Raw genomic sequence first — 18,077 nt, 5'->3', positions numbered from 1 at the left:
TCGTCAGGAGGCTGTGAGCTGACGACGAAATTATTCACTTTGAGTCAAAGGTCGTAACTAAAAAGGGCCCGTCTGGGCCCTTTTTCAGATGAAGCTGTCTTACTTCTTCAGCCATCCTTCGACGACGTCCGCTCCGTGCTCTGCTTTCCACTCTTTCAACGCTTTGTGGTTCCCACCTTTGGTTTCGATCACTTCCCCGGTATTCGGGTTTTTGTAGACCTTGAGTTCGCGTGGCTTTCGTGTGCTGGCGGCCGGAGACGCAGATTGGCGTCGGGCAGTGGTTTGTGGATCGAGCAGGTTAATGATGTGCTTCAGGCTGAAACCATACTGATCGAGCAGCTTGCGCAGCTTCGTTTCGAACTCCATTTCTTTCTTCAGTCCATCATCGCCTTTCAGTGCTTCCAGTGCCTGGAGTTGCTCGGCGAGATGTTTTTCCAACTGACGGTATTCTGCGAGTTTTGACATTTTGATTCCCTTGTTCTGAGAGGCTGTACGTGTTTATTAGGATGGTAGCGCTGGTTACAAGTTCAGCACTATTTCCGGCGATTCAGTTGGCCTTCAATATGAGCCATTTCCGCTTTAATCGCGTTAATGGTCAGCGTTTGTATCTGACTGGTTTTACCCGGACGCGCGTCGATGGTTTTCAGCAAGGCATTCAGATGGTCTTTCCGAGTTCTGAGCGTGTCAGACCAGCTCGCGCTGTTCTGTAGTGGCTTGTTCATTGTGTTCATCCTTGCGTTGTTCTTGATTGCTCACATCTTCGGGCTGTCGCGGTATTGGCAGACTGCTGAGCTGGACTAAGTCCCGCGCGCTGTATTGACGAGAGCGGTCTATTAGCTCGTGCCACCCCCACCGCCCATGATTTTCGCCTCGCTCGGGTACGGCCAGTTTCATAAGCCCTACCGGGTCATGTCCCAGCAGGTTGTAGTTGGCCCACAGCTTGCCACCCACCTCTAACAACGCTTTTGCGGCCTCGTTCCATTGCTCCTCCAGTACTGTCTGCGAAAGCCAGAGAGCGGTGCGTTCTATCCCTTTATGCTTTTCTTGTGCTTCGGCGATGTATTTATCTACGGTGACCAGCTCCTGCTCCAGAGCAGCCATGATCAGGTGTTGCCGACGGTTATGTTCGGCGGCTGCTGTCAGATTCTTCGCAGCCTTTTGTGCGTCGGCGTTGGCGGTCTGCTCGCCTTCGGTGTCGCCCCATGCGACGGCCTGCGCGTACGCAGTGGCTGCGTCCGTTTCGGCCTGACGGGCTTTGGCCATGTCCTCAACCGCCTGTTGTTGGATCTGTGCCAGACGGGTGCTGAGGCTCTGGCGCTTTTCGTTTAGCTCCTGTTCATCCGCTTTCCAGTTATCCATCGCTTCGATGTAACCCGCCATCAAGGAATCGCAATTGGCGAGGTTCTCACGGCGACTGATCTTCCTATCTAATAGGTCGGCATTGAGATTGCGCGAATCGAAATTCCGTTTCAGGTCGTTGTACTTATCCCGCAATTCGCGTTTTCGATCCGGCTCGATGGGGTCTTCACTTTCCAGCACGGCCTCAAGCGGCAGCATTTCGGCGTGCAGTCGTTCTGCCTCGCTCAGCAGTTGGTCGCGACGGTCTTTCAGGTCTTGAATCTCGTTCATCTGTTTAGTCTCTGTTCAATTCGATTGTGGGTTGGTTGAGTGGCTGGCGAGGCCGGGAATGAGCCGGCGCTACCTCGATCAGCAGAGATGCCCTCAGGCAGCCCGAGCCTCGCTCTCATCCATTCCCGGAATCGTCTTCACGATGTAGCAGCGTTGCGGGCCGAGCCCGGGCAGACGGACCAAGCTATATGCCTTGCCATCGCTCCCAGGCTCTAGAGCGCCGCGCTGTAGCAGTTCCTTGTTCACAGCATTGATGTTCATTCCCCGGAAAATCTCCGAGCGCCATGACTCGGGCAGCACGTAGTAGGTATTGGTGGTGTGTAGGGAGTCGCCCAAGCCGTGCTCCAGCGTCTTGCGAAAGCCGAGGCGGTCGATGGTGCGCGGGCCGTGTTCGTCGATCTTTGCCGCCGCCGATTCCCAGCGGGTGAAACGGCTTTCGCCGAAGCGCTCGATGACCTGGCGCAACCGCGCCAATATCGCATCGCCCTCGAAATTACCGGCGCCGCCACGCTCGTTCATCCAGGCGTTGAGGCATACGCGAGCGGCGGTGGTGGCGGTTCCATCCGGCCAGCCGGTGATACCCATGGCGGTGGCCAGCTCACCCGCTGCCGCCGCGAGGCCGAAACGAGCGGCTGCCCGGTGTGCCTGTCCGCTGGCCGAGGCCGGTAGCGACTGAGCGATAAACCCTTCCAGCGTGCGACGCAGGATGGCGGACCAACCGTGACGTTTGCCCGGTTCGCACAGCGCAGTGAGGAAAGCGGTGAGTGGAGTGCCGTAATACTTCGCTACCCGCGCCTTGAGCGCGTCGGCCAGTGCAGCCGCATCCTCGAAGCCGTTGAGTGCGTCGAACATGCCGAGGCCTTTGCTCGCATCGGCCGGAACGGCGAGCATGCGTACCTCCATGCCCGCTTTCAGCTCCTTGTTGGCTTCGGCCATGTGCTGAGCCAGCGTCTTCTCTCCGGTGGAGAGAAACAGCAGACGCCACTCCTGTACCTGTCGGCCTGCTTGCCCTCGATCATTGGCGCGTGCCTTGCCAGTGCCGTTGCCCAGCATGTATACCGTCTCGCCGATGATGCGCGGATCGCACATGCCGATTTCATCCAGCACCAAAAGGCCGTCGGAATGCGCGGCGGCGATGGATTCCAGCGCGTTGTCGGTGGAGCGCCAGGAGCGCACCAGACGCGGCCCGCCGTAGATCGAAGCGGCGACTTGCAGGTGCGTGGTCTTGCCGCCTGAACTGTCGCCGTACAAGTGAAAGCCGCCTGACTCATGGCCGAGCATGTGCAGCAGTGGGCCGGCAAAGGCCACGCCGACGACAAACGTCAGACGATGGTTACCGACGCACAGTGCGCCGATCTGCTCCTGCCATTGCTCAAGCGAGCCTGCTTCGCTGATCGGCGGAAGCTGACAACCCGCCTCGTAAAAGTGCAGGTGTTCGCTGTGTGCGCCGACCTGTTGCTCTGGCAGCAGAAAGGCGCTGTCGTGCCAGCCCAAGCGGGTGACCAGTCGTGCCCGTTGCGCGCTGTCGAAGCCGCCGAGGTAACTTTGTAGGTCATTGCGTGCATTGCGTCCGGAGCGACTACCGGCGAGACGCAGACCCATGTCCACCAGCGGGCCAAGCACGTCTTTGCCGAAGTCGCCGGTCATGGTGCGCGCCGGGATGTTCCAGCGTTTTTTGGCGCCGTCTGGATCGTCGAACTCGACCAGTAGGCCCCAGTTCTGACCTTTGTCATCGCGGGTACGGGCGAGTATTTCCAGAGGCGAACACACTGGGCGTGATTCGCCGTCATCGCCCGCATAAAACACACCTTCGGACGTGAGGCGAAAGCCGCTGGGCACCAGGTCATTTTTTGGCTTCGAGGGACGCTTGGCAGCTGCTTTTGCCTTCGGTTCCAGCTTGGCTTTGGCCTGCTCAGGCTCCGATTTTTCCACAGCCAAACCGAACAGTTCACCGCTGCTTTCCAGCTCGGCGAGATGGGCAGATGTCCAGCCTTTGGCGAGCGCATCGGCCGCATCGTCGCCATCATCCCATTGACCACCTTTGGCGAAGGCGGTGAGGTCGTTCTTCAACGTGGGCTTGCGTTTGAATACGTCCAACGCGATGAACCGGATTGAGGCGGCACCGATTTCACGCAGATTGTCTGCGACAGCTTCCATGCAGGCTTTGCCGCTGTCATCGTTGTCCGGCCACAACAGCACGTCGCGGCTCTTAAGCGGTGTCAGATCGGCTTTGTGCCAGGAGTTGGAGCCGTTCGGCCAGCAGGTGGCCACGTAGCCCGGAAGCAGTTCAGTGGCGGCGTCGGCGGCTTTCTCACCTTCGCACAGGACGGCCGGTGCGTCAGCGCGTTGGGCTAGTTCATCAAGACGCAGCAGTGGGCGCGGATCTGGTAGACCCTGCCAGCGCCATTGCTGCGTTTGACCGTCGGCCCGTTGGCACCAGGTCAACGGTGCAAACACCTTGCGCGGTTTGCCGTCTTCATCCGGGCCCAAGTTGAAGCGATAGAGGGCCATGAGCGGCTGGCCCTGCGCATCACGGTAGATCCACACTTTGGACGGTGCGCCGTGTTGCCGATGCTTTGCCGGGCACTTGTTCATGGCCTCGGCCGGGATTGGCTGAATGGCAATCCACTCAGGTGCTTTGGTCTTGGCGGGCGCTGGCTTTGCTTGGGCACCGCCGGGCGATACGTTCAGCAGATCTGCCAACTTATTGCAGGCCTCGACGTCGGTGCCGCCGTCCAGATAACGCACCAGATCGATCAGGTCACCGCCCTTGTCGCCGGTGGCGAAGTCAGACCAGGTGCCCTTGCTCAAACTGATTTTTAACGAACCGGCGCGCTTATCGCTGCGGGTCGGGTTCGGGGCGGTGTATTCCTTGCCGCCATCCACGCGCTTACCGTTGGGCAGCCAGTGCGACAGGATACGATCAATGTCTTTGAGCGCGGCGGCTTTTACGTCGGCGAAGCTTAGGCGTTTACTGGTGGTATTTTTGTGTTGGGTCATGTGTCGACCCTTGACGCAAATAGCGCGTCGTTGATGTCGTCGATCAGGGCTTTGGCCATCTCGCCCAGGTACAGAGCAGGCCAACTGAAACGTTCGCCGTGGTCGCTCATGGCAGCTTCAAAAGAGAGCTGATTGGCGTGCTGCTGGAATTGCGAAGCCATCTCCAGCGCATCTTCGACCGGTATACCGGCGTTGACTCGAAACAGCTTCTGATTAGTAGCGTTCACGCGTGTAAACGCAGCTCGGCCAAGTGTGGTGGGTGGCGTCATAGCGCACCGCCTTTCTGCTCCATAGGAACAGAGGAGGCGTCACCATGCAGCGTGAGGGTTTTGATGAGGCCCAAGGTGCCGCGCACGTCCCAAATAACCGCAGCCAGTACGTGATTGGCTAAGCGAGGTCTGTCGCCTTCGCTTTCAAAGTGGTCTTCGAGTAGGGTCAACACCGAGTCAGCGCGTGCAATTGCGCAGGTGATAGCGTCGATCGGCACACCGGCTTCAACGCCTTTGTCTACGCAGAGCAGATCTTCGGGCAGGGTGAAACTCAGGACATTGTTCATTGATGCACCCCTGCGATTCCAAAGTCTTCATTTTTGTTTTTTTGAGCGCTGTAGCCTGCCCATTCAGCGGAGTCCGTATCTTGCTTAGTGGGGATAGCACGCGGTACTTCCACTCTAGAGACGCCACGACAGCGGAGTGCCTCAAGGTCAATCAAACGTGTCGTTTTCGACAAGCTGTGCCTATCAAGGATCACGCCCTTATGGTCTATCAAATGGATGGTGATATGCTTTGGCGGTTGCATTGTGGTCTGCTCAGATTTGCTGTGCGACAGTCGAGTCAGTGGTACGAACACTGGCTCGACACTTCTTTCTACTAAAGCCAGTCCTAGGGCCAGTCTTCTAGGGAGCATCCCAGCCAATATTGCCCCCTCGACCGCTACCGCGTTCACCGGGCGCCTTCCTTTGCTGCGCGTTCAATCCAAGCCTTGAGCTCAGTCATCAAAATCAGACGACGCCGCCCGAGTTTGAAAGCCTTAAGGTCGCCAGAAGCGATGAGCTCATAAACTCCTGATCTTGAATAGCCAACCACGCGGGCAGCGTCCTCAACGCTAACTGCAAGAGGTGCGATGTGTTCGGGGTTGTTCATTAGCTTGTCCTTGAACGATGGGGCGGACTGTACGATACTAGTCCTGACGTAAACATCCTATTTGTAAGTAACATCATCTGCAAGCAAAAAGTTTGTAGACATCGTGAGGCGAGTAAATGGCAAATCGTTCGAAGAAGGTTGTTCTATCGGCTAGGGTCGATCCCTACCTTAAAGCTGCGCTTGAACTGCTGGCGGCATCACGCAACGAGAAAATCGTGAAAATCCTGGAGTCATGCCTTGAGAATGGGATGAATGACAGAACCATCACGAACCCGTTTAAAGCTCCGCAAAAGCTGGAAAAAATCAGTTTCATGGTCGCATTCACTTCAATCTGGTCGGAAAATGAAACTCTCTATAAGCTACGCGCAGGAACGCTCGGGCCTGATTTCGCCGGAGAGGAATTATCGACGGTCGCTATGTTTATCAATGACGATAAGTATTTCGATGGCGAGTTCGATGTTTTCGGGGATTTGAACGGTTCGACAGATAAGTTTGGGTTCAAGCCGCGAATGCAGCCCCGGGTGAACCTTGCCTTGGTAGAGAAGGAATGGCCAATTGTTGAGGAATATGTAAGATTTCTTGCAAACAATAAGCCGCTTCAGCCGGGCTATTCCGATTACAAAAGTATGCGGGCTCAATCTCTGGCTAAATGAGCTCAACCGCCGCGGCTTTTGTTTCCGGCGCCAAGTGGGCATATCGAAGGGTCATCTTGATGTCGGCGTGCCCAAGCAGATCCCGTACCGTGTTGAGCGGTACGCCGGCCATTACCAGGCGTGACGCGAAGTCGTGACGCATATCGTGCCAGCGGAAGTCCTCGATTTTGGAACGCACCATTAGATTAAGCCAGGCACTTTTAACATCCTCCAGGCGGCCACCGGCCTGACTTGGGAAGACGTATCGAGACTTCCCGACCTGCTTCTTCCAATTGTCCAGCACACCGAAGGTTTCTTTGTTCATCGGGATATGCCGCGTGTCGCTTGTTTTGGTGGTGGAGCCGCTAACGGTAATCGTCTTGGTGGGGAAGCTCACCGCTGACCATTTTAAGTCGAACAGCTCACCTCGTCTCATGCCGGTATTCAGCGACACCAGCACCATGGGCTTCAGATGATCAGTGAAGGGCAGCTCCAGCAAACTTTGCAGTTGATCTTTACCACGGTCTGCCCGCCACTTGTTCGCAGTCTCGCGCTCGGCCCGCGCTTCATCTTGGCGCGCGTCCAAACCCTCGCGCAGGCGCTTGGCCTCATCCTGGTCCAGATATCGAACCTTGCCCATTGAGTCGACTTTGAGTTGTTTCAGCTTGGCCAGTGGATGCGTAGCGATGTACTCCCATTCAACGGCCCGGCTGAACACGCCGCTGATCGAGCCCATTTTTCTATTCACTGTCGATGGCTTGTTTCCGGCTTGCATCCATCGGGTACGGATCTGCTCAAAATCGCGACCAGTAATAGAGTCGAGACGCTGAGACATGATCGCCTCGAAGTTGTTGTCGAGCGTGTGCAGGGTTTTCTCATGCCCTTTGTGGTGCATTTTGAACCAAGGCATATAGGTGTCGTCGATGAACTGGCGCAAGGAGGGGAGGGCGGCACCTTGCCTCCCCTGAGCAACGGCCAACGGCTCGCCATGGGCGTGCGCATCAGCGAGGTACTGGGCCGCTTCGGTGCGCGCCTGATCAAGCGTAACCACTCCGACGCGGCCGAGGGTGGCATTCTTGTTGCGGCCCCAGGTGACCATGTACGATTTATGCCCACTCGGCAGCACGCGGATGAACAAGCCTGGCTGCACAGTGTCATGCACGCGGTAAGCCTTAGGCTCAGAGGGCAGTCCATTGATGAGCTTTTGAGTAATCTTCGTTTTCAAGCGATCCAGCTCCGTGACAGCACCGTGGCAGCAAAAAGAACTATACGGGACCGTTTTCATGGACGCAACCGGACGAAAACCCCAGTAATTGCTGGTCTTGATCAAGCCTGGCAGCTTCTAAATTGACCCTCCTAAGGGGAAGGTTGGCAGTTCGAACCTGCCCTGGGACACCACTGATTTTCAGCATCGCGCTGTGACAAAGCCCCGCCGGAGAAATCCTCCGGCGGGGCTTTTTTGTGCCCGGTCAACCCGACGATCTACATGGCAAGTCCGTCATTGCTGTGCCTTACTCCTCGTACCACTCCGGGAGCGAAGCAATGCGACACAGAGGCGCACATTTCTGGTTATGGACCAACACCCGGCTACCTCTCCACACCCATGAAGAAGTGCTCAGCGATGGTGTGCAGGTCGAGGTGCAGGCGCGGGTCAGTCATGAGGGTGTCACCCAGGTCTTCATTGGTATTTACGCTGACAGTGGCTGGGCGATTTGCGAGGAGTTTCACGACAGGACGGTGGGCGAGTATTACTTCGCAGCGTTGAAGTGGGGCGCTCAGCGGGCGAGAGCGCTGGTGGCGGACACTCAGGCGTTTGTCGCGCCGCATCGGGTGCAGTTGACCTTGGGGACGGTGATTACCGATGAGCCGACATTGGCGCTGCGGCGGATGGAAATGACTGACCGGGAGCGTTTGAAGATCCGTTCCGCAGACGCCTGGTCGGAATACCTTGCTGCCAAAGCCGCGATGCTTGAGCTGATGCGCGCAACCAAAGTCGATCCCACTGTCTGGGCGGATCACAAGGAGCGACTCCGTCAGGCGATTGATCGGCGCGTCAGCGTGCAACGCGCCTATTTGCGGTGACTCATTTGCCGATCGATAAACTCGAAGAGCGCCGAAGTGCCTCGATGGTTTCGATCAGGTCATCGTAGGACACCGGTTTGCCGATGTGCTGGTCGAAGCCCGATTGTCTGGATTTTTGTATATCGCTGTTGGTGCCATAGCCCGTCAGGGCAATAGCCGGTACATCCTTGAGGAGTGGTAGTTGGCGTAATGCACTCATCAGCTCGTGACCGTTCATGACCGGCATGCCCAGGTCCGAAATAATGAGGTCGAAGTGCGTGCCTTTTGCGGCGTCCAGAGCGGCCACCGGACGGTCGAAGGCAATCACTTGCGCGTCTTCCATTTCCAGCAACATCTTCAAGGTTTCCAGCACCTCGGCAGAGTCGTCGACCAGCAGGATCGTCAAACCGCTCAGCCTTCCGGCACTCTCGTCGACTTGGGCGCCCGCTTGAGCTTCACCATCAGTCTTGGCCATCGGCAAGTAGACACTGAACGTACAACCTGCGCCCAACCCGGGTGAGTTCACTTCAACCGAGCCCCGTTGTGCTTCTGTCAATTGGCGGACCAGCGACAGGCCAATCCCCAGCCCTTCACGGTTGTGGGTGGCATGCTGCTTTTCAGCCTGCCCGAACAGGTTGAACACGTGCTCAAGGTTCTCGGCGGCGATGCCGGTGCCGTTGTCTATGACGTCCAGTCGCACCCTGTTCCCATCCTGGCTGGCGACCAGTTGCACCTGCCCGGTGGGTGGGGTGAATTTCAGTGCGTTGTTCACCAGGTTCCAGATGATCTGCTCCAGGCGCGTCGGATCTGCATGAACCATCAATGGCCGCGAAGGCACTTGCAACTTCACCGTGGTTTCGTGTCGCTCGTTGAGGACGACGTTGTGGATGTCACGTAGCACGCTGCCCAGGTCCACGGCCACCGGTTGCAGCTTTAGCTTGCCGGTACGCACGCGTGCAACATCCAGCAGATCATCGATGATCCGGGCCTGGCTGTTGACGGCATCGCAGATCGTGTTGACGGCCTTGGCGGCCGGAGCCACAGACTTGGTCGCCGGCAGGCGGCGCAGCAGTTCCGCGTTGAGCTGGATCAGGTTCAGCGGATGCTTGAGCTCATGGGACATGACCGCGAAGAACTCATCCTTGAGGTAGTTGGTGTTGCGGGTCTCGGCCAGCTCCTGGCTCTGTGCTTCGTGCTGGCGCTGGTGGCCGGTCAGGTCCCGGGCGATTTTCACGTAGCCCTGCAGGTTGTCGCCGCTGAGCAGGGTCACCTCGGCGCTGCAATAGAACTTGCTGCCGTCCTTGCGCTGATGCCAGCGTTCGTCCTCGGTGCGGCCATGGGTGCGCGCGGCCAGCAGTTCGGTTTCGGGCACGCCGGAGGCGCGGTCTTCGGCCGGAAAAATGAAATCGTAATAAGCGCCTTCGGCCTCGGCCTTGCTGTAGCCGAAAATCAACTCGGCGCCTTTGTTCCAGCTGGTGATCACGCCTTGTTCATCGAGGGTGATGATCGCGTAATCACGGGTGCTTTCGGCCACCAGACGCATGCGCTCTTCGCCCAGACGCAGTTCTTCTTCGGCCTCCCGGCGTTTGGTGATGTCGATGAAGGTCAGCACCGTGCCATCGATGTGGTCTTCGCTGGAGCGGTAGGGCAGCAGGCGGGCGATGTACCAGCGGTTGTCGGTGCTGCTGACTTCGCGCTCGATCATGTTCAATGACTCGAACACCAGTGCCGCGTCACGCGTCAGGTCGTCGTAATCCAGGCGATGCGTGATGTCGAGCAACGAGCGCCCGGTATCCACCGGCAACATGCTGAAAATGTCCGTGGCGCGCGGGGTGAACCATTTGATCCGCATGCTGCGGTCGACGAACACCGTGGCGATGTCGGTCGAGGCGATCAGGTTGGTCAGGTAGTCGTTGATCTTGTCGGTTTCTTCAACTTTGGTTTTTAACTCGTAGTTGACCGTCAGCAACTCTTCGTTGATCGACTGCAGTTCTTCCTTACTGGTCTCCAGTTCTTCAGTGGCCGAGCGCAGCTCTTCGTTGATCGCCTGCATTTCTTCGTTGGAAGCCTTGAGCTCTTCGCTGGAGACTTCCGATTGTTCGATGGTGTCCTGCAAGTGCAATTTGGTGCGTTGCAGTTCGCGTTCAAGGTTGGACAGCACCTGGTTTTCGGTTTGCAGCAGGGTGGCGGCTTGCTCGGAAGGATCGACTTCGGCCTCTTCGAAAATCACCAGTACGAATTCGCCGTCCGACTCTTCGTCCTTATAAGGCTGCGCAATCAGGTCGACCTTGTAGCGCCGGTTGTCACGGGAGATCGGCACCGCGCGGGATTTCACCACCAAACCGCTCTGCTGGACCTGAAACAGTGTGGTGCGGATTTCCAGGCGCAACTCGGGAAGGATCAGCGTCAGCAGGTTGCGTGACAACTCACCGCCCACATAGCGCAGGAAACGTCCGGCGCTTTCGCTCATGTGCAGGATGTCGGCGTTGGCATCGACAATCATGCTCGGCGGCGCCGCGCGTTCGAGGGCGCGCTGATGAATGTCGGCAAAGGACAGTTTGCGCTGCACTGCGTTTTGCGGCGTCTCACGGGAAACATCGGTGCGCACGTAACCGCCACGCGGCATGGTCGGGGTGCGTCGGCTACTGGTGGTGCCGGTCTTGGCGCGGAAGATCCGGTTGCGTTTGTCCACCGGGGCGAACAGCTCGTGGCAAGCGTCCGCGCTCTCGGAAGAGCCCAGGAACAGGAAGCCGCCCGGACGCAGTGCGAAGTGGAACATCTGCAGGATTTCACGCTGCACTTCGCGATCCAGATAGATCAACAGGTTGCGACAGACGATCAGGTCGATTTGCGAGAAGGGCGGGTCGGACAACAGGCTGTGTTTGGCAAACAGGACCTTTTCGCGAATCTCCTTGCGAATCCGGTAGTGGTCGTCTTCCTTAAGGAAGTAATGCCGCAGGCGCGTCGGTGGCACATCGGTCACGATCGCTTGCGGGTACAGACCGGCTCGACCGACGCTGATGGCGCGCTCGTCGATGTCGGTGGCGAACAGTTGCATCGAGGCTTTGCTGGCGTCCAGTTGCAGTTGATCGTTGAGCAGCATCGCCAGGCTGTAGGCTTCTTCGCCCGTGGAACAACCAGCGGACCAGACGCGGATTTCTTCCTTCTCGGGCTGCGCCGACACGGCGGCACTGACCAGTTGCGGCAGCACGTCCCGTTCCAGGGCTTCGAAAGCCTCGCGGTCACGGAAGAAGTTGGTCACGCCAATCAACATGTCGCCCAGCAAGGCTTTGGTTTCTTCGGGATTGCTTTGCAGGTAGCGCAAATAAGCCCCCAGGTCTGGCTGGGTCGTGACCTGCATCCGGCGCTCGATCCGCCGCAACACGGTCGCGCGTTTGTAGTGCTTGAAGTCATGACCGGTGCCGGTGCGCAACTGGATCAGTATGTCGTGCAACATCTGTTCGGCGAGCACCGCGTCCCGCTCGGACACGGAGGCGAAGGTCTGCAGTTCCGGGTCGTTGGCGGTGGGCAGGTTGATTTCCTGCGAGTTGTGCCACAGCTCCAGCAGTTTTTGCGGCATTTCCACCGCCGGCAACACCAGATCGACATTGCCGGTTTCGATGGCCGCGCGAGGCATGCCGTCAAACTCGGCATCTTCCGGCGCCTGGGCCACGGTGATGCCGCCGTGTTCCTTGATGCGCGACAGCCCGACCGCGCCATCGGAGCCACTGCCTGACAGCACCAGGCAGAAGGCACGCTCGCGGTGGACTTCAGCCAGGTCGCGGAAGAACAGATCAATCGAGGCGTGTCGAGTCTCGCGCGGGTCGTTGCTGCTGACTTCAAGCACACCGTCGTTCATGGTCAGCCGCTGAGCCGGTGAAATGACATAAACGTGGTTTTTTTCGATCGGCACCGTTTCGGTGACTTGCAGGACTGGCATCCGGGTCGATTCCTGGATGATCTTGTCCGCAATGCTCTGGTGATCGGGCGACAGGTGAAGAATGATCACGAACGCCATGCCGTTGTCATGCGGCATGTTCTCGAAAAACAGTTTGATGGCTTGCAGCCCACCCGCCGACGCGCCAATGCCAACCACTGGAAATTCCAGGGTGCTGGGCTTCAGGGCCGTTCGCTCAGGAGCTGGGGCCGAGTGCTGGGGGGTGCGGGTCATTTCTTCTGCCTTTGCCGGCGACTTCGGTCTATTGAGAGCTGCGGTTATAAAAAACGCGTCAATAAAGCAGGATAATCCCGTTTTTCAATAACACCTTCAAATATTTAGAGACACTTGATTAGCCGGAGTTCTCAAGGGAACGGCACTCCTGGCCGATAACCCGAACGGTCATGGTCTTCTACTCAAATTGCCTGGAAATCTTCGATGCTGTCGTATCACCAAAAGAGTTTTCTGATCGTCGATGATTTCTCGGATTTCCGCAGTTCCGTCAGGTCCATGCTGCGTGAACTGGGGGTCAAGGACGTCGACACTGCGGACACCGGGGAGCAGGCGCTGCGTATGTGTTCGCAGAAGGCCTACGATTTCATCCTGCAGGATTTCCACCTCGGCGACGGCAAGAAGAACGGTCAGCAAGTCCTCGAAGACTTGATGATCGAGAAGCTGATCAGCCATGAAAGTGTGTTTGTCATGGTGACCGCCGAAACCAGCCAGGCCATGGTGCTCAGCGCGCTGGAACACGAACCTGACGCTTATCTGACCAAGCCATTCAACCGTTCCGGCCTGGCCCAGCGCCTGGAGCGCCTGGAACAACGCAAGAACCTGCTCAAGCCGATCCTGCAAGCGCTCGATCGTGGCAAACCGCTCGAAGTGCTCAACGCCTGCATCGAGCTGTGCAAGAAGGACATCCGTTATTCGCCGCTGTGCCTGCGTTACCGCGCGGACGCCTTGCGCGACCTGAATCAGAACGAAGCGCTGGAGCGCCTCTACGACAGCATCATTGCCGATCGCCCGTTGCCGTGGGCGTTTGCCGGGCTCGGCAAGTTGCTGTTCAAGCGCGGCCAGGTCAGCCAGGCCAAAGGCATCTACGAAAAAGCCCTGAAAGTGTTTCCGATGATGCCGGCGCTGTATGACGGCATGGCCGACGTGCTGGTGGTCGAAGGGGATACCAAGGGCGCGCAGAAAGTATTGGAAGAAGCCATTCGCCTGTCGCCGCTGGCGGTGCGCCGGCAAGCGCTGTTGGGCAAACTGGCGATGACCAACGAAGATTTCGACACGGCCTCCAAGGCTTATCGCCAGGCCGTGTCCCAAGGCGCTCAATCGCGCTTCAAGGATGCCGAAAGCAACCTGGGCCTGGCCCATGCCTTGATCAGCAAAGGCAGCGAGAAAGGCCTGGATACCCGCACCCGACTGGAAATCAACACGACCCTCAGTCTGGTGGCCAAGGAAAATCCCAGCGATCCCGGCCTGCAGATTCGTGCACGCCTGATGAAAGCCACCAGCCTGTTGCTCAACGACGCCGAAACCGCCGAGAAGCTAACCGAGCAGGCGATGATGCGCCTTGATGGCATGGAGCAGTTCATGAGCGCCGAAGCGGCGCTGCTGGTGGCCAAGCAGCTGCAAATGCTCGGCCAGGCGAGCGCCGGCGCGTCGATGTTGAAAAACTGTGCGGAAATCTACGGTGACGATCCGATGGTGATGCAAGGGATCGCCAAACTGACCGATGACCCGACGATTCTCAGTCAGAGCAACGCGGCTTCCGAACTCAACCGTCAAGGCGTGCAGGTGTACAAGACCGGCAACCTGGCCGAAGCCCGGGCGGTGTTTCGCAAGGCCCTGCACATGCAACCGAAGAACATCAGTATCGCGCTGAACATGGCGCAGTCGCTGCTGCACGGCACGGACACCAGCGTACCGTCGGCCGAACTCGATGAATGCCGGGCCTGCCTGAAACTGGTCGGCATGATGCCCGACACCGACGCGCGTTATCCGCGCTACCAGAAACTGAAAATCAAGGCGTTCAGCGGATGAGCCAAGACAACACGACACTGGATTTCTCGACGGTGATTGCCTCCACCGTGCACGACATGAAGAACTCGCTGGCCATGCTCATGCAGGCCCACAGCCAATGGCTGGCCCGCCTGCCCGATCCAGAGCGGCACAGCCCGGAGCAGGGCGTCATCGAGTACGAATTCGCTCACCTCAACGGCATGCTCGTGCAGTTGCTGGGGCTGTACAAGCTGGGCGTCAATCAACTGCCATTGCAGCCGGCCTACCATGAGCTGGATGATTTCCTCGAGGCGCAACTGGCTTGCCATCAAGAGGTGTTTGCCAGTCGGGGCATCGTCGCGACCTATGAAGTCGACCCGTTGAGCCCCCTGGGTTTCTTCGACCGGGAGCTGGTGGCCTCGGTGCTGGCCAACTGCATCAACAACGCCATTCGTTACGCCCGCCAGTCGTTGCTGATCAGCGTCGGCGACGAGGCCGGCGAATTGGTGCTGACCGTCAACGACGATGGCGACGGTTATCCAGCGGAGATGATCGAGCTTCAGGCGGACTATGTGCAGGGCATCAACTACAGCAGTAGCAGCACCGGCCTGGGCCTGTACTTCGCCGGGCGGATTGCCGCGTTGCACCAGCGCAATGGCGTGGGTGGGCGCACCCGGATCAGCAACGGCGGCCCGTTGGGCGGCGGGGTATTCAGCCTCTATTTGCCGTGACGTTTCTTTTTGTGTGGCGCTGCTTGATATTCCGAACAGGCGGAGCCTATTTTGTACGGGTCGCCGTTCGCGGCTCGCACAATTACAAAGGATTGCGTCATGACAACCGATGGCCAGCGTTCACTCGCGCAGCGATTGACGGGCATTGATGAGATTGAATGTGTTACGCCGGATTTGAACGGCGTGCCCCGTGGCAAGGTAATGACCGCCGAGGGGTTTCTCGAAGGACGGCGTTTGCAGATGGCGCGGGGTGTGCTGCTGCAATGCATCATGGGCGGATATCCGCCAGCACGTTTTTACGGCAGCGATGATGGCGACCTGGCGCTGGTGCCTGACCCGGCGCACATCCACCGCCTGCCCTGGAGCCAGCAACCGCGGGCACTGGCCATTTGCGACGCCGATGAACTGACCGGCGAAAGCTCGAAGTTGTCGACCCGTGGCCAACTCAAGGCGGTCATTGCCCGTTACGCGGCGCTGGGCCTGGCGCCGGTGGTGGCGACCGAGCTGGAATTCTTCGTGTTCGCGCCCAATCCCGACCCGACGCAACCGTTCCAGCCGCCGCTGGGCCTGGACGGTCGTCGCGAGGAGGGGCATTCGGCGTTCAGTGTCAGTTCCAATAACGGTTTGCGGCCGTTCTTCAATGAAGTCTATGCCGGCATGGCGGCCCTGGGCTTGCCGCGTGACACTTTCATGCACGAGATGGGCGTCAGCCAGTTCGAGATCAACTTGCTGCACGGTGATCCGTTGCTGCTAGCCGACCAGACGTTCCTGTTCAAGCATCTGCTCAAAGAAGTCGCGCTCAAGCACGGCCTGACCGTGGTGTGCATGGCCAAGCCGCTGGCGCACACGCCGGGCAGTTCGATGCACATTCACCAGAGCATCGTCGAGATCGGCAGCGGACGGAATGTGTTCAGCGACAAGGCCGGTCAGCCGACGGCGACCTTCCGGCATTTCATTGGTGGCCAGCAGGCCGGTATGGCGGATTTCACCGCGCTGTTTGCGCCGAACGTCAATTCCTATCAGCGCTTGTGCCATCCGTTTGCTTCGCCGAACAATGCCTGCTGGTCCCACGACAACCGTGCCGCCGGATTGCGCATTCCGGCCAGTTCGCCGGCCGCTCGTCGGGTGGAAAACCGCTTGCCGGGGGCCGACGCGAATCCGTATCTGGCGATCGCCGCCAGTCTTGCCGCCGGTTTGTATGGCATTGAAAACGAACTGGAGCCGAGTGAGGCGATCCAGGGTGAGTTCGAGGTGCCAGATAATCTTTCATTGCCGTGTACCTTGCATGCCGCTCTTGAGCGTCTGAAACGTAGCCAATTGGCGAGGGAACTGTTCGGCAAGGAGTTCATCGAAGGCTACGTCGCTTCGAAGACCATGGAGTTGACCAGCTTCTTTGATGAAATTACGCCCTGGGAGCGCCGTGTCCTGGCCGCCCAGGCCTGACGACCTTTCGTCTTCGGGCTATCTTTTCGGATAGCCCGTTTCTTACCGCAAGGAGCCGCTCGGAACGCCGATGCGCCAAATCTGGAAACCTTTTCGAGCGCTTTATTTTGCCTCGCTGATGATGTTGATCGGCTCAGGCTTGCTGAGTACGTACCTGGGCTTGCGCCTGGCGGCGGATAACGTCGACAGCTTGTGGGTCGGTGCGTTGATGGCGGCCAACTATTTCGGCCTGGTGCTGGGCGGCAAGATCGGTCACCGACTGATCGCCCGGGTTGGGCATATTCGGGCCTATTCAGCCTGCGCGGGGATTGTTGGTGCGGCGGTGCTCGGCCACGGCCTGATCGACTGGCTGCCTGCCTGGATTTTTCTGCGGGTGATCGTCGGTCTGGGCATGATGTGCCAGTACATGGTTATCGAGAGCTGGCTCAATGAGCAGGCCGAAGCCTCACAGCGTGGGGCGGTGTTCAGCGGCTACATGATCGCCTCGTATCTGGGGCTGGTGCTGGGTCAGCTGATTCTGGTCATGCACCCGGCGCTGGGCCTGGAATTGCTGATGCTGGTCGCCTTGTGCTTCGCTCTGTGCCTGGTGCCGGTGGCACTGACCCGGCGGATTCACCCGGCACCGCTGCATCCCGCGCCAATGGAGCCGCGCTTCTTCATCAAGCGGGTGCCGCAGTCATTGAGCACGGTGCTGGGGGCGGGGCTGATCATTGGCTCCTTCTACGGTCTGGCGCCGTTGTATGCCTCGCAGCAAGGGCTGTCCACCGAGCAGGTCGGTCTGTTCATGGGTAGCTGCATTTTTGCCGGGCTGCTGGTGCAGTGGCCGCTGGGCTGGCTCTCCGACCGTTATGACCGGGCGTTGTTGATCCGCTGTTTTGCAGTGGTCCTGGCCCTGACCGCGTTACCTCTGGCAATCATGCAGCAGGTGCCGCTGGAGGTTCTGTTTGTTGCCGGGTTCTTCTGTTCGCTGGTGATGTTCTGCCTGTATCCGCTGGCCGTGGCGTTCTCCAATGACCACGTCGAAGGTGATCGTCGCGTGTCCCTGACCGCGATGTTGCTGGTGACCTACGGCGTTGGCGCCAGTATCGGGCCGTTGGTGGCCGGGGTCCTGATGAAGCTGTTTGGCAGCCACATGCTGTATGCCTTCTTCAGTTTCTTCGCGTTGGTGCTGGTGTGGCGGATTCGCCCGAAAGCCGTCACCAACCTGCACCAGGTCGAAGATGCGCCGCTGCATCACGTGGCCATGCCGGACAGCATGTCGAGTTCGCCGCTGGTGGCGTGCCTTGATCCGCGGGTCGATGAGCAAGTGGTGCAGGATCAGATGCAAAACCCGATCAACCCAGAACCTGCGCCTGAACCAGAGCCAGAGCCAGATCCCGAAACCGATCCGCCACCAGAAGACCCGGACACGGGGCGCGAGCAAAGCTTTACCGAGGCCAGGCCTTAAGCCTGCGCATAAAAAAACGGGCAGTCACCGCGAGGGACTGCCCGTTTTTTGTTG

General features: G+C 58.6%; 15 protein-coding genes. 6 read left to right on the top strand and 9 right to left on the bottom strand.

All coding sequences use genetic code 11. The features are described from left to right. Positions 1 to 99: 99 nt before the first annotated feature. The 7 genes from ACA051_RS22015 to ACA051_RS21985 all read right to left on the bottom strand — a co-directional run bounded on the left by ACA051_RS22015 (position 100) and on the right by ACA051_RS21985 (position 5,771). Entirely contained in the window at positions 100 to 465 is a 366-nt protein-coding gene (locus ACA051_RS22015) for a histone-like nucleoid-structuring protein, MvaT/MvaU family (RefSeq protein WP_497371913.1), read from the bottom strand. Between the two features lie 68 nt (positions 466 to 533). Further along, positions 534 to 722: a hypothetical protein gene (locus tag ACA051_RS22010; protein ID WP_497371911.1), complete on the bottom strand. Its 189-nt coding sequence runs from the start codon at positions 720 to 722 to the stop codon at positions 534 to 536. Next, positions 685 to 1,629, bottom strand: coding sequence for a chromosome segregation protein SMC (locus tag ACA051_RS22005; RefSeq protein WP_497371909.1), 945 nt, complete (start codon positions 1,627 to 1,629; stop codon positions 685 to 687). Before ACA051_RS22005 ends, ACA051_RS22010 begins: the two co-directional genes overlap by 38 nt. A gap of 93 nt (positions 1,630 to 1,722) precedes the next feature. Then, a complete protein-coding gene (locus ACA051_RS22000) occupies positions 1,723 to 4,629 on the bottom strand; it encodes a DUF927 domain-containing protein (protein ID WP_497371907.1) in 2,907 nt (968 codons plus the stop codon). Then, a complete protein-coding gene (locus tag ACA051_RS21995; RefSeq protein ID WP_477746842.1) occupies positions 4,626 to 4,898 on the bottom strand; it encodes a DUF3077 domain-containing protein in 273 nt (90 codons plus the stop codon). The genes ACA051_RS22000 and ACA051_RS21995 overlap by 4 nt, the downstream gene beginning before the upstream one ends. After that, positions 4,895 to 5,185 carry a hypothetical protein gene (locus ACA051_RS21990; RefSeq protein ID WP_477746841.1) on the bottom strand — a complete coding sequence of 97 codons (291 nt, stop codon included), beginning with the start codon at positions 5,183 to 5,185 and terminating at the stop codon, positions 4,895 to 4,897. Before ACA051_RS21990 ends, ACA051_RS21995 begins: the two co-directional genes overlap by 4 nt. 385 nt (positions 5,186 to 5,570) lie before the next feature. Next, positions 5,571 to 5,771, bottom strand: coding sequence for a helix-turn-helix domain-containing protein (locus tag ACA051_RS21985; RefSeq protein ID WP_122683291.1), 201 nt, complete (start codon positions 5,769 to 5,771; stop codon positions 5,571 to 5,573). 116 nt (positions 5,772 to 5,887) lie between these two features. On the opposite strand from ACA051_RS21985, the gene ACA051_RS21980 reads away from it, so the two are divergent. Further along, positions 5,888 to 6,424, top strand: coding sequence for a hypothetical protein (locus ACA051_RS21980; RefSeq protein ID WP_497371904.1), 537 nt, complete (start codon positions 5,888 to 5,890; stop codon positions 6,422 to 6,424). Here the strand turns inward: ACA051_RS21980 and ACA051_RS21975 are convergent. Beyond that, the gene (locus ACA051_RS21975) at positions 6,417 to 7,628 is read right to left on the bottom strand and encodes a site-specific integrase (RefSeq protein WP_497375618.1); all 1,212 of its coding nucleotides are present in this window, start codon (positions 7,626 to 7,628) and stop codon (positions 6,417 to 6,419) included. The two genes, ACA051_RS21980 and ACA051_RS21975, sit on opposite strands and share 8 nt — an antisense overlap. Positions 7,629 to 7,945: 317 nt before the next feature. Here ACA051_RS21975 and ACA051_RS21970 point away from each other — a divergent pair, with 317 nt between their 5' ends. Then, positions 7,946 to 8,485 carry a hypothetical protein gene (locus ACA051_RS21970; RefSeq protein WP_497304693.1) on the top strand — a complete coding sequence of 180 codons (540 nt, stop codon included), beginning with the start codon at positions 7,946 to 7,948 and terminating at the stop codon, positions 8,483 to 8,485. Between the two features lies 1 nt (position 8,486). Here ACA051_RS21970 and ACA051_RS21965 read toward each other — a convergent pair whose 3' ends face one another. Then, entirely contained in the window at positions 8,487 to 12,635 is a 4,149-nt protein-coding gene (locus ACA051_RS21965) for a CheR family methyltransferase (RefSeq protein ID WP_497371902.1), read from the bottom strand. Positions 12,636 to 12,839: 204 nt separating this feature from the next. Between ACA051_RS21965 and ACA051_RS21960 the strand changes: the two genes are divergently transcribed. The 4 genes from ACA051_RS21960 (at position 12,840) to ACA051_RS21945 (ending at position 18,023) form a co-directional block, all read left to right on the top strand. Beyond that, complete coding sequence (locus ACA051_RS21960; protein ID WP_497304689.1) at positions 12,840 to 14,444, top strand: response regulator; 1,605 nt, start codon at positions 12,840 to 12,842, stop codon at positions 14,442 to 14,444. Next, entirely contained in the window at positions 14,441 to 15,133 is a 693-nt protein-coding gene (locus tag ACA051_RS21955) for a sensor histidine kinase (RefSeq protein WP_497304687.1), read from the top strand. Before ACA051_RS21960 ends, ACA051_RS21955 begins: the two co-directional genes overlap by 4 nt. 201 nt (positions 15,134 to 15,334) lie before the next feature. Continuing rightward, a complete protein-coding gene (locus ACA051_RS21950; RefSeq protein WP_497310644.1) occupies positions 15,335 to 16,576 on the top strand; it encodes a glutamine synthetase family protein in 1,242 nt (413 codons plus the stop codon). 70 nt (positions 16,577 to 16,646) lie between these two features. Then, entirely contained in the window at positions 16,647 to 18,023 is a 1,377-nt protein-coding gene (locus ACA051_RS21945) for an MFS transporter (protein WP_497371900.1), read from the top strand. Positions 18,024 to 18,077: the final 54 nt, after the last annotated feature.

It is taken from the genome of Pseudomonas sp. LBUM1669, assembly GCF_059695705.1.
This window is presented reverse-complemented; position numbering and strand designations above follow the sequence as displayed.

What these genes read in the sequence shown, in the direction of transcription:
- ACA051_RS21980 (WP_497371904.1), top strand. Translation starts at nt 5,888, where the DNA reads ATGGCAAATCGTTCGAAGAAGGTTGTTCTATCGGCTAGGGTCGATCCC.
- ACA051_RS21950 (WP_497310644.1), top strand. Translation starts at nt 15,335, where the DNA reads ATGACCGCCGAGGGGTTTCTCGAAGGACGGCGTTTGCAGATGGCGCGG.
- ACA051_RS22010 (WP_497371911.1), bottom strand. Translation starts at nt 722, where the DNA reads ATGAACAAGCCACTACAGAACAGCGCGAGCTGGTCTGACACGCTCAGA.
- ACA051_RS21985 (WP_122683291.1), bottom strand. Translation starts at nt 5,771, where the DNA reads ATGAACAACCCCGAACACATCGCACCTCTTGCAGTTAGCGTTGAGGAC.
- ACA051_RS21970 (WP_497304693.1), top strand. Translation starts at nt 7,946, where the DNA reads ATGCGACACAGAGGCGCACATTTCTGGTTATGGACCAACACCCGGCTA.
- ACA051_RS21990 (WP_477746841.1), bottom strand. Translation starts at nt 5,185, where the DNA reads ATGAACAATGTCCTGAGTTTCACCCTGCCCGAAGATCTGCTCTGCGTA.
- ACA051_RS21955 (WP_497304687.1), top strand. Translation starts at nt 14,441, where the DNA reads ATGAGCCAAGACAACACGACACTGGATTTCTCGACGGTGATTGCCTCC.
- ACA051_RS22015 (WP_497371913.1), bottom strand. Translation starts at nt 465, where the DNA reads ATGTCAAAACTCGCAGAATACCGTCAGTTGGAAAAACATCTCGCCGAG.
- ACA051_RS21945 (WP_497371900.1), top strand. Translation starts at nt 16,647, where the DNA reads ATGCGCCAAATCTGGAAACCTTTTCGAGCGCTTTATTTTGCCTCGCTG.
- ACA051_RS22005 (WP_497371909.1), bottom strand. Translation starts at nt 1,629, where the DNA reads ATGAACGAGATTCAAGACCTGAAAGACCGTCGCGACCAACTGCTGAGC.
- ACA051_RS21995 (WP_477746842.1), bottom strand. Translation starts at nt 4,898, where the DNA reads ATGACGCCACCCACCACACTTGGCCGAGCTGCGTTTACACGCGTGAAC.
- ACA051_RS21960 (WP_497304689.1), top strand. Translation starts at nt 12,840, where the DNA reads ATGCTGTCGTATCACCAAAAGAGTTTTCTGATCGTCGATGATTTCTCG.
- ACA051_RS22000 (WP_497371907.1), bottom strand. Translation starts at nt 4,629, where the DNA reads ATGACCCAACACAAAAATACCACCAGTAAACGCCTAAGCTTCGCCGAC.
- ACA051_RS21965 (WP_497371902.1), bottom strand. Translation starts at nt 12,635, where the DNA reads ATGACCCGCACCCCCCAGCACTCGGCCCCAGCTCCTGAGCGAACGGCC.